Source organism: Streptomyces sp. NPDC045968 (assembly GCF_056430475.1).
On sequence record NZ_JBWKLF010000001.1, the window covers coordinates 455,211 to 466,107 of the forward strand.

Below are 10,897 nucleotides of genomic sequence, written 5' to 3' on the forward strand. Positions count from 1 at the left end.
GGCCCCGGATTCCTCGGCAGGGCGTCGGCATTCCGCCGGTGGGGTTAAGCGCGGCCTCGTAAGACGTCCCGCACCCCAGATCTCTGCCAGTAAAGAGCTCTTGCGGTGTTCAAGGAGGACGTCCATGACGATCATCAACGAGCAGCCGATTCCTGCTGCCCGCCCGGTCATCGGTGAAGAAGAGATCGAGGCCGCCGTACGCGTTCTGCGCAGCGGACGCGTCGTACAAGGGCCGGAAGTAGCGGCGTTCGAGGAGGGCTTCTCGGAGCTGGTCGACGGCCGTCACTGTGTCGCCGTCAACTCGGGCACCTCCGCGCTGCACCTCCTGCTGCTCGCCCTGGGCATCGGTCCGGGCGACGAGGTGATCGTCCCCTCGTTCTCCTTCGCCGCGTCCGCGAACGCGGTCCGCCTCGTCGGCGCCGACGTCGTCTTCGCCGACATCGAGCCCGGCAGCTTCGGCCTGGACCCGGCAGCCGTCGAGGCGGCGATCACGCCGCGCACCGCCGCGATCATGCCGGTGCACCTCTACGGTCACCCGGCGGCCATGGACAAGCTCATGCCCATCGCCGAGAAGCACAAGCTGGCCGTCGTCGAGGACGCCTGCCAGGCGCACGCCGCGGCGCTGAACGGCACCCCGGTGGGTGCCTTCGGAGCGGGCGGAACGTTCAGCTTCTACCCGACCAAGAACATGCACTCCCTCGAAGGCGGCATGGTCACCACGGCCGACGCCGAACTCGCGCGCACCCTGCGCCTCCTGCGCAACCAGGGCATGGAGCAGCGGTACGCCAACGAGATCGTCGGCGCCAACATGCGCATGACGGACGTGGCCGCCGCTGTCGGCCGCGTACAGCTGACGAAGCTCGACGGCTGGACCGAGCAGCGCCGCGCCAACGCTGCGTACCTCGACGCGCACATCAGCAACCCTGCCGTGGTCACCCCGCCGGTCGCCGAGGGCGCGCGCCACGTCTACCACCAGTACACGATCCGGGTGCGCGGCGACCGCGACGCCGCGATGGCCGCGCTCACCGAGGCCGGCGTCGGCAACGCCGTCTACTACCCGACGCCGATCCACCGGCTCAAGCCCTACTGGGAGCCGGACCAGAAGGCCGGCCGCACCTGGGACCTGCCGGAGACCGAGCGCGCCGCCGCCGAGGTCGTCTCGCTGCCCGTCCACCCCTCGCTCTCCGAGAGCGAGCTGGAGCGCATCGCCAACGCCGTGAACACGCTGGGAGCGGAGCTGTGACCGTCGCACTCAGGGCCGGACTGATCGGCCTGGGCTCCATGGGGCGCCACCACGCCCGGGTGCTCACCGCGCTCGACGGCGTGACGCTGGTCGGCGTCGTCGACCCGATGGGGGACAAGAACGGCTGGGCGCAGGGCGCTCCCGTCCTGTCCACGGTCGAGGAGCTCATCGCCCTCGGCATCGACTACGCCGTCGTGGCGTGCCCCACGGGCCTGCACGAGGAAGTCGGTCTGCAACTGGCCGACGCCGGAATCTGCGCCCTGATCGAGAAGCCGCTCGCGGACACCGTCGAGGGTGCCCGCCGTCTCGTGGACGCCTTCGAGTCGCGTGGTCTGGTGGCCGGTGTCGGTCACATCGAGCGCTGCAACCCGGCCCTGCTCTCGCTGCGCAGCCGCCTGGAGGCCGGTGAGCTCGGCGACGTGTACCAGGTCGTCACCCGCCGCCAGGGCCCCTTCCCGCACCGCATCGCCGACGTCGGCGTGGTGAAGGACCTGGCCACGCACGACATCGACCTGACGGGCTGGGTGACCGGCCAGACGTACACCTCGATCGCCGCGCACACCGTGTCGAAGTCCGGCCGCCCGCACGAGGACATGGTCTCCGCCGTCGGCAAGCTCTCCGACGGCACGATGGTGAACCACCTGGTCAACTGGCTGAGCCCGCTCAAGGAGCGCTTCACCTCGGTCACCGGCGAGCGCGGCTGCTACATCGCCGACACCCTCACCGCCGACCTGACGTTCCACTCCAACGCCGCGGTGACCACCGAGTGGGAGGCGCTCCGCGCGTTCCGCGGTGTCTCCGAGGGCGACATGGTCCGCTACGCGATCCCGAAGCGCGAGCCGCTGCTCGTCGAGCACGAGCTCTTCCGGGACGCGGTGCTGGGCGAGCCGGCCGACATCTGCACCTTGCGGCAGGGGCTGCGTACGGTCGAGGTGGCGGCGGCCGTACTCAGGTCCGCCTCGACAGGTCTCGCCGTTTCGCTGGAGGACCAAGGCATCTCGCCCGAGGGTGTGGCCAGTTGACCGCACCCGATGTCACCGTCGTCGTCGCCGTCTACAACACGATGCCGTATCTCACCGAGTGCCTGAATTCGCTCGTGGGGCAGAGCATCGGTCTCGAACGGCTCGAAGTCATCGCAGTGGACGACGGTTCGACCGACGAAAGCGGCAAGGAACTGGACCGCTTCGCGGCGAAGTACCCCGGCACCGTCAAGGTGATTCACCAGGCGAATTCGGGTGGCCCCGCGGCCCCCAGCAACCGCGCTCTGGAGATCGCCACCGGACGTTTCGTCTATTTCATCGGGTCCGACGACTACCTCGGTGAAGAGGCGCTGGAACGGATGGTGGCCTGCGCCGACGAGCACGATTCCGACGTGGTCATCGGCAAGATGGTCGGGACGAACGGCCGTTACGTCCACCAGAAGCTGTACACCGGGAACAACCCCGACATCAGCCTCTACGACTCGGTGCTCCCCTTCACCCTGGCGAACACCAAGCTGTTCCGCCGGGCGCTCGTCGAGAAGCACGGGCTGCGCTTCCCCGAGGACCTGCCGGTCGGCAGCGACCAGCCGTTCACCATCGAGGCGTGCGTCCGGGCCCGCAAGATCTCGGTGCTCTCCGACTACACGTACTACTACGCGGTCAAGCGCGGTGACGCGAGCAACATCACCTACCGCGCCAACCACCTGGCACGGCTGCGCTGCACCGCGAGGATCATGGAGCACACGGCCGGTCTCATCGAGCCCGGTCCGCAGCGCGACGCCGTCTTCAAGCGGCACTTCGACTGGGAGCTCTCCAAGCTTCTCCTGAAGGACTTCCCCGCTCTCGACGCCGACACCAGGCGTCAGGTGTGCGAGGGCATCGCCGCCCTGGTCGACGCCTACTACACCGACACCCTGCGCGAGGGTACGGGCGTGAAGCGGCGGGTACGCTTCGGCCTCGCCCAGCGCGGTGCCGTCGACGAGCTCACCCGTGCCATCCAGGACGAGACCGAGCACGGAGCACCGCCCTTCCTGCTGGAGGGCGACCGGGCCTTCGCCGCCTACCCGGGCTTCCGTGATCCGGCCGTCGGCCTGCCCGACCACTTCTACGAGGTGCGCGAAGCGGTCGCCGGCCGGCTCTCGGCCAGCACGGAACTGGAGTCGGCCGACTGGGAGCAGGACGGCGAGGAGCTTTCCCTCGTCCTGCGCCTGCGGCTCGGCGTCATCGGCGACACGGACACGGCGGTGGTCGCCCTGGCGCAGGGCGCGATGCCCAAGAGCGCCGACAAGGCCGGAGCCCGCAAGCTGCCGGCCGACGCGCGACGCCCGCGTGTCGTCGGCGAGTTCACCAGGGAGACGGTGCGCGACGGGGCCCGTACGCGGCTGACCGCCCGTATCCCGATCCCGCCCGCCAAGGCCAAGCGAGGCGTCCGCGTCTACGTGGACCTGGCAGGCTCGACGTATGAGATTCCCGTGCGGACCGACGGGCTGCCGATGCCGCTGGCACGCCGGTGGGGTCGGACGAACCCGTACCGGGTATCGGCGAACCCGAACACCAAGGGCCGGCTCGTGATCACCACGGCTCCGCTGTGGGAGAGCAAGTCCGGCGCGGGCCCGCGGCTGCGCCGCATGCTGTCCAGGCTGAAGAGGAAGTAAACCCGATGAACATCTGTGTAGTCGCGCTCGGCAAGATCGGTCTTCCGCTCGCCGTGCAGTTCGCCGCCAAGGGCCACAAGGTCATCGGCGCGGACGTCAACGAGAAGGTCGTCGAGCTGGTCAACGCGGCCACCGAGCCGTTCCCCGGCGAGTACGACCTCGACGTCAAACTCAAGGAGACGGTGAGCGCGGGCCTGCTGTCCGCGACGACGGACACGACCGCCGCTGTCGCCGCGTCCGACGCCGTCGTGGTCGTCGTCCCGCTCTTCGTGGACGCCGAGGGCACCCCGGACTTCGGCTGGATGGACTCGGCGACGAAGGCCATCGCCGCGGGCCTGAAGCCCGGCACCCTCGTTTCGTACGAGACCACCCTGCCCGTCGGCACGACCCGCACCCGCTGGGCACCGATGCTCGCCGAGGGCTCCGGCCTCACCCCGGGCGAGGACTTCCACCTCGTCTTCTCCCCGGAGCGGGTGCTCACGGGCCGCGTCTTCGCGGACCTGCGCCGCTACCCGAAGCTCGTCGGCGGCATCGACGAGGCGTCGGCGCAGCGCGGTGTCGAGTTCTACGAGGCCGTCCTCGACTTCGACGACCGCGAGGACCTGCCGCGGCCGAACGGCGTATGGGACCTCGGCACGGCCGAGGCCTCGGAGCTCGCCAAGCTCGCCGAGACGACCTACCGCGACGTCAACATCGGTCTGGCCAACCAGTTCGCCCGGTTCGCCGACAAGAACGACATCGACGTCAAGAAGGTCATCGAGGCCTGCAACAGCCAGCCCTACAGCCACATCCACCAGCCCGGCATCGCCGTCGGCGGCCACTGCATCCCGATCTACCCGCGGATGTACCTGTGGAACGACCCGGAGGCAACGGTCGTCCGCTCGGCACGCGAGGCCAACGCCGCGATGCCCGAGTACGCCGTGGACCTGCTGGCCGCCGCCTACGGCGACCTGGACGGCGTCGGCGTGCTGGTGCTCGGCGCCGCCTACCGCGGCGGCGTCAAGGAGACGGCCTTCTCCGGCGTCTTCGGCGTCGTCGAAGCCCTGAAGGCGCGCGGCGCGGTGCCGTTCGTCTCGGACCCGATGTACACCCCCGAAGAACTGACCGCGCACGGACTCGTCCCGCACGAGGCCCAGGCCGTCACCGCGGCCATCCTCCAGGCGGACCACGCCGAGTACCGCGAGCTGTCCGCCGCCGACCTGCCGGACGTCCGCGTCCTGGTGGACGGGCGCCGGACCACGGACCCGGCGAACTGGGCCGGCGTGCGGCGGGTGGTCATCGGTGGTTGATCGAATATGTCCGAGATTGCCCAGCTTGTCGTGTAAGGATTGAAGCATGTCACCATCTGTCGCCCGCCCCAAACTTGCCGTCATCGTCGCCAACGGCATCAGCGGGGACTCCCGGGTGCAGAAGACAGCGCTCGCCGCAGCGCGCGCCGGCTGGGATGTCACACTCATCGGCCGTAGTTCTTCCAAGCACACCGAGCACTCCTGGTTCGGACCGGTCAAGGTCGTGCGGGTGCCTGTCGCCGCCCATATGAAGCGACGAGTGGCTGCGCAGGCCGTTCAGGGCGGGCCCCGTGCCCACCTGACACAGTTCGGCATCAAGGACCGCGCCGCACTGGATCAACTGCGTGCCGCGCACGGCGCCTGGGTGCGTGAAAAGACCGCCAGAATCGGATGGTTGAGCCAGTCCACGGTGATCGGGGCTCCAGCTGCCGCGGGACTCAAGGCCGTGGTACGGGCTCGTCGCAGCGCCCACAAGCTGCGGCTCAAGGCGTACAAGTGGGAACAGCGGCGCAAGCCGGAGCAGAAGCCCACCGGTGACTGGCGCAAGGACTGGCCGAGTCTGCTCGACCTGGACCTGGCCTTCGGTCCCGTCATCGAGAAGCTCGCGCCCGACGTCATCCACGCCAACGACATCACCGCGATCAACCTGGGGGCCATGGCGGCCGCCCGGCTGCGGGCGAGCGGCCGCGCGTGCGTCTGGTTGTACGACGCGCACGAGTACGTCGCGGGTGTCGAATGGCCCCAGCCGCTGATGACCACCGCTTTCCCCGCCGTGGAGAAGGAGTTCATCCACAAGGCGGACGCGGTGGTGACGGTCTCCCCGGAGATCGCCGAGGTCATCCGCAAGGACTACGGTCTGCTGAAGACGCCTCTCGTGGTCCGCAACACCCCGATTCGCGAGACGATCGGCGGGGCTGTCGGCCGGGTGTCGGTCCGTCAGGCATGCGGCCTGGAGGACGGCGTTCCGTTGCTCGTCTACTCCGGCTGGATCTCCTCCGAGCGCGGTCTCGGCACCGCTGTGGAGGGTCTGGCTCAGCTTCCCGAGTACCACCTGGCGATCGTCGCGGGCAAGCGCAGCGCGGAGCTGGTGAGGCTGCTCGCGCTCGCCGAGGAGACCGGCGTACGTGAACGCATTCATGTAGTGCCCTACGTGGCCCAGCACGAGGTGGCCGACTATCTTTCCACTGCTGACCTCGGGCTGATCTGTTCTCAGCGGACGATCAACTACGAGCTGTCGCTGCCGACCAAGACGGCCGAGTACCTGCATGCGGGGCTGCCGATCATCGCCAGTGATGTGAAGACCCTCAGCGCGTTCGTACGCGAGCACGGCGTCGGCGAGGTGTATGTCTCCGGTGATGTCGCCTCGTTCGTCGAGGCCGTTGACCGGGGCATCTCCAACGTCGAGGCGATGAAGGGTCACATCACCGAACCCATCCTCGCCGAGCTCTCCTGGGAGCATCAGTCCGAGCGACTGGTCGCGCTGTACAGCGAGATCTCGGGCCTGACACCGCCAGGAGCTCTGGCGGACTTCTCCTGGGGCGCCGTCGAGCGTGCGGTCGCCGCCGACGACGAGGGCGACGAACCGGCCGAGGAGCTGAAGCGGGGCTGGACCCCCCTCGGCAAGACCCCGATCAAGCTCGGTCTGGGCCCCGCCAATTACGCCGGGCAGCTCGCCGCCTTCGCGCAGGCGGTCACCCGGGTGCGGTCCGACGTATCGGCGGAAGTGGTCAAGCACCGCACCGCGCAGACGCACGACTACCCCGCCGATGTCTACGTCGACGGCAAGGCACTCAAGAACCTCGACGTACAGCTCGAACAGGTGCAGCGGATCGTGCCGCGCTACACGCACCTCATCGCCGACGCCTTCCGGCCCGTCTTCGGCGGACTGAACGGCGACAGCATCGAGGGTGATCTGCCCGCGCTCCTCAACGGTGGACTCAAGGTCGCGCTGCTCGCCCACGGCAGCGAGGTCCGCCACCCCGCGCTGCACAAGAAGCGCAACCCCTACTCGCTGTTCCTCGACGCTCCCGAGGGATACGAGGAGACGCTGACCGCCATCGCGGAGCGGAACCGGCGCGTCGCGGAGGAGAGCGGTCTTCCGGTCTTCGTGACCACCCCCGACCTGCTGCTCGACCTGCCGATGGCGACCTGGGCTCCGCTGGTCGTGGATGTGGACGCATGGGCCTGTGACCGGCCGGTCATGAAGCGCGAGCGCCCTGTGGTCCTGCACGCTCCTTCGGCACGGTGGACCAAGGGCACCGACCGGGTGCTACCGGTACTCCAGGACCTTCACGACCGTGGCCTGATCGAGTTCCAGCTGGCGGAGAAGGTCGCCTGGTCCACCGTGCGAGAGATGGTGATGGAGGCAGACATCATCATCGACCAGTTCGCCATCGGTACGTACGGCACGTTCGCCTGCGAGGGCATGGCGGCAGGCAAGCCGGTGGTCGCGTACCTCGACAAGGAGTCCATCGCGGCGTGCGGAGTGACCCCGCCGATCGTCAATGCCACACCGGAGACGCTGGACTCCGTCATGGAAGCCCTGCTCGCGGATCGTGAGGGCACGGCGCAGCTCGGTGTCGAGTCCGCCCGATTCGCGCGGGAGTACCACGACGGCACTGCCACCGCCCGCGCTCTGGACGGCTTCCTGAGGCGTTAGCCCTGAAGCTCACGGGCGATACGGAAGAGGCTCCCCGGACCGATGCGGTCGGGGGAGCCTCTTCCGTATCGCATGCGGCCGGGATCAGCCGCGCAGCGCTTCTTCCATCAGCTCCAGCACGCGTACGGCCGCCGTGCCCTCGCCGTACGGCGTGCCGCGCTCGGTCTCGGGGGCGGGGCGGGTGGCCAGCGCCGCGAACTCGGTGGAGGGCAGCTCGTGCGGGTCGGGCACGAGGACGTTCCAGCCGCCTTCGAGGGTCTCGATCCACTCGGTCTCCGGGCGCACCGTGGTGCAGGCGCGGCCGAGCAGGAACGCTTCCTTCTGCAGACCGCCGGAGTCGGTGACGACACCGGACGAGGCCAGGACGGCGGCCACCAGGCCGGCGTACGGCAGCGGACGGCCGACGTGCAGGTTGCCCTGTTCCAGCTTGATGCCGTGCTCTTCGGCGCGGGCCACCAGGCGCGGGTGGGCGAGCAGCGCGACCGGCACGGGCAGCGCGGCCAGCGAGGCCAGGATGGCCGACAGCCGCTCCGGGTCGTCGGTGTTGTCCGGGCGGTGCAGGGTGGCGAGCAGGAACGGCTGCGAAGGGTCGATGCCCTCCGGGAGCGCAGGCTTCGGGTGCTCGCCGGCCAGGACCGCGTCACGGATGCGCAGGCAGATGTCGACCATCACGTCGCCCGCGAGCCGGGACCGCTCCGCGAGCCCCTCGTTGGCCAGGTGGCGCATTGCCTCCTCGGTGGGGGCGAGCAGTAGGTCTGCGCAGTGGTCGGTGAGGACGCGGTTGTGCTCCTCCGGCATCCGGCGGTTGAAGGACCGCAGGCCCGCTTCGAGGTGGGCCACCGGCAGGTGCATCTTCACAGCGGACAGCGCGCCGGCGACGGTGGAGTTGGTGTCCCCGTAGACCAGGACCCAGTCGGGCCGCTCGGCTTCCAGCACCTTGTCCATGGCGGCGAGAACCGCTCCGGTCTGCACACCGTGGCTGCCGGAGCCCACACCGAGGTGCACGTCCGGGGCCGGGATGCCGAGCCCGTCGAAGAACACATCGGACAGATCGGCGTCGTAGTGCTGGCCGGTGTGCACGATGACGTGCTGGTGCGGGGTGCCCGCGAACGCTGCGGCGATGGGCGCGAGCTTCACGAGCTGGGGCCGGGCCCCGACGACGCTGAGGACCTTCACGTTGCTGTTCTCCTTGAGGGGCTGCCGGGCCCGTACCGGGCCGCGTCCGATGGTACGTGGCCCCTTGCCGGACACCGTCATCGAAGGGTTCCGAGGGGGCCGGTATGCTCGCTCGTTGCGGTATGTCTGCGGCGTTAGAAGGCCGTGACGGCGGCTATAGGGAAAGGCGCGTACATGGAGCCGGACAGCACCACGCGGCAGAAGACCCGGGGACGGGTCGTCATGCTCGTCGACAACGGGGTCAAGGGTGACTCCCGGGTCCAGAAAGCAGCCCGGTCCGCGGCGGACGCGGGCTGGGACGTCGTGCTCTTCGGAGTCTCGCCCACCAGTGAGAAGCAGTCCTGGAAGGTCGGCAGTGCCCAGGTGCGGCTGATCCCCAAGCCCACCCCGCTCAACCCGCGCCGCCACGACATGCGCCGCCCCTTCCTGCGCCGCCCGCTGGCCTACCGCTCACCCCAGGTGGCCCGCTACCGGGTGCAGGCGGCCAAGGCATGGCGATCGGACCTCCGTTTCCGGCAGGCTGCCTCGAAGGCGGCCGAGGCCGGGTACCCGGGCCGCAGCGCCAGTGGCTCGAAGGGCCGCCTCCTGGTGCCCCGCGTGAGCGCCAAGATCTACAGCAAGTGGGTCGCGCTGCGTGCTCGCGAGACGACCACCCTGCAAGAGCGCCGCTCGATGCTCGACGCCCCGCTGGACCGCACGACGACCGCCATGTGGCAGAAGCTGATGAAGCAGCGCTCGTGGCGCCGCCTCAGCCCCAATCTGTGGGACTTCGAGCTGGCATTCGCCAAGCACATCGACGCGCTCAAGCCCGACCTCATCCACGCCCACGACTTCAAGATGCTGGGAGTCGGAGCCCGTGCCGCCGTGCGCGCTCGTGCCGCGGGCCGACCCGTGAAGCTCGTCTGGGACGCCCACGAGTACGTCCCCGGGCTCCCCCCGCGCCACGGCCGCTGGCTGCCCGCGCACGTGGCGTGGGAGAAGGAGCACGCCGTGTTCGCCGACGCGGTGATCACGGTCTCACCGGCCCTGGCCGAGCTGCTCAAGGAAGGCCACGAACTGGCAGAGCTGCCGACAGTCGTGCTGAACGCCCCGGTGCTCTCCCCGGACCCCGACGAGGTGGCGGGCGCGGAACCGGTACCGGACCTGCGCGCCCTGTGCGGCATCGGCCCGGACACCCCGCTGCTCGCGTACGTCGGTGGCATCAACCCGGTCCGCGGTGTGGAGACGATCATCGAGGGCCTCGCCCTGCTGCCCGACGTACACGTGGCGATGGTCTCCGTACCTCCGGGGAAGCCGTACGCCGCGACGGCCACGATCCGCAAGCTCGTCAAGGAGCTCGGCGTCGGCGACCGTGTGCACTTCCTGCCGTTCGTCCCGCACTGGCAGGTGGCCGATTTCGTGGCGCCGGCCGATGCCGCCGTCAGCCCCCTGCACCACCTGGCCAATCATGAGCTGGCACTGAGCAACAAGTTCTTCGAGTACTCGCAGGCCAGGTTGCCCCAGATCGTCAGTGACATCCGCACGATGTCCGAGATGGTCAAGTCCACCGGCCAGGGCGAGGTGTTCCGGGCCCAGGACACCGAGGACTACGTCCGGGCGGTCAAGGCCGTGCTGGCCGATCCCGAGCGTTACAGGGCCGCGTACGAGAAGCCGGGTCTGCTGGAGAAGTGGACCTGGGAGGCGCAGGCCGAGATTCTCGACGGCATCTACAGCCGCCTGCTGCCGGACCGTCCCAAGGTCCCCGCGTCGGCCTCGGAAGCCAAGACGGACGCCCACGCCTGAGCCCTCGGCGGGGGGGGGGGGGGGGGGGGGGGGGGGGGGGGGGGGGGGGGGGGGGGGGGGCAGGGGGGGGGGGGGGAACACCTCCCCGTCTCTCACCAAGCCAAAACAGCAAT

7 protein-coding genes are annotated in these 10,897 nt (G+C 69.5%); 6 read left to right on the forward strand and 1 reads right to left on the reverse strand.

The genetic code is table 11. From position 1 onward, the window contains the following. Nucleotides 1–124 precede the first annotated feature (124 nt). From AC07FA_RS01885 to AC07FA_RS01905, 5 genes are read left to right on the forward strand one after another with little or no spacing between them, the layout of a single operon-like run. Nucleotides 125–1,243, forward strand: coding sequence for a DegT/DnrJ/EryC1/StrS family aminotransferase (locus tag AC07FA_RS01885; RefSeq protein ID WP_479072721.1), 1,119 nt, complete (start codon nucleotides 125–127; stop codon nucleotides 1,241–1,243). A 38-nt stretch (nucleotides 1,244–1,281) separates the two neighbouring features. After that, nucleotides 1,282–2,265: a Gfo/Idh/MocA family protein gene (locus tag AC07FA_RS01890; protein WP_479073415.1), complete on the forward strand. Its 984-nt coding sequence runs from the start codon at nucleotides 1,282–1,284 to the stop codon at nucleotides 2,263–2,265. Further along, the gene (locus tag AC07FA_RS01895) at nucleotides 2,262–3,878 is read left to right on the forward strand and encodes a glycosyltransferase family 2 protein (RefSeq protein WP_479072722.1); all 1,617 of its coding nucleotides are present in this window, start codon (nucleotides 2,262–2,264) and stop codon (nucleotides 3,876–3,878) included. Before AC07FA_RS01890 ends, AC07FA_RS01895 begins: the two co-directional genes overlap by 4 nt. A 5-nt stretch (nucleotides 3,879–3,883) precedes the next feature. Continuing rightward, the gene (locus AC07FA_RS01900) at nucleotides 3,884–5,167 is read left to right on the forward strand and encodes a nucleotide sugar dehydrogenase (RefSeq protein ID WP_479072723.1); all 1,284 of its coding nucleotides are present in this window, start codon (nucleotides 3,884–3,886) and stop codon (nucleotides 5,165–5,167) included. Nucleotides 5,168–5,213: 46 nt separating this feature from the next. Continuing rightward, complete coding sequence (locus AC07FA_RS01905; protein WP_479072724.1) at nucleotides 5,214–7,826, forward strand: glycosyltransferase; 2,613 nt, start codon at nucleotides 5,214–5,216, stop codon at nucleotides 7,824–7,826. An 84-nt stretch (nucleotides 7,827–7,910) separates the two neighbouring features. Here the strand turns inward: AC07FA_RS01905 and wecB are convergent, their stop codons facing one another. After that, the gene (gene wecB / locus AC07FA_RS01910; protein ID WP_479072725.1) at nucleotides 7,911–9,002 is read right to left on the reverse strand and encodes a non-hydrolyzing UDP-N-acetylglucosamine 2-epimerase; all 1,092 of its coding nucleotides are present in this window, start codon (nucleotides 9,000–9,002) and stop codon (nucleotides 7,911–7,913) included. Nucleotides 9,003–9,176: 174 nt separating this feature from the next. On the opposite strand from wecB, the gene AC07FA_RS01915 reads away from it, so the two are divergent. Further along, on the forward strand, nucleotides 9,177–10,784 hold the full coding sequence (locus AC07FA_RS01915; protein ID WP_479072726.1) for a glycosyltransferase family 4 protein: 1,608 nt from the start codon (nucleotides 9,177–9,179) through the stop codon (nucleotides 10,782–10,784). Nucleotides 10,785–10,897 lie beyond the last annotated feature (113 nt).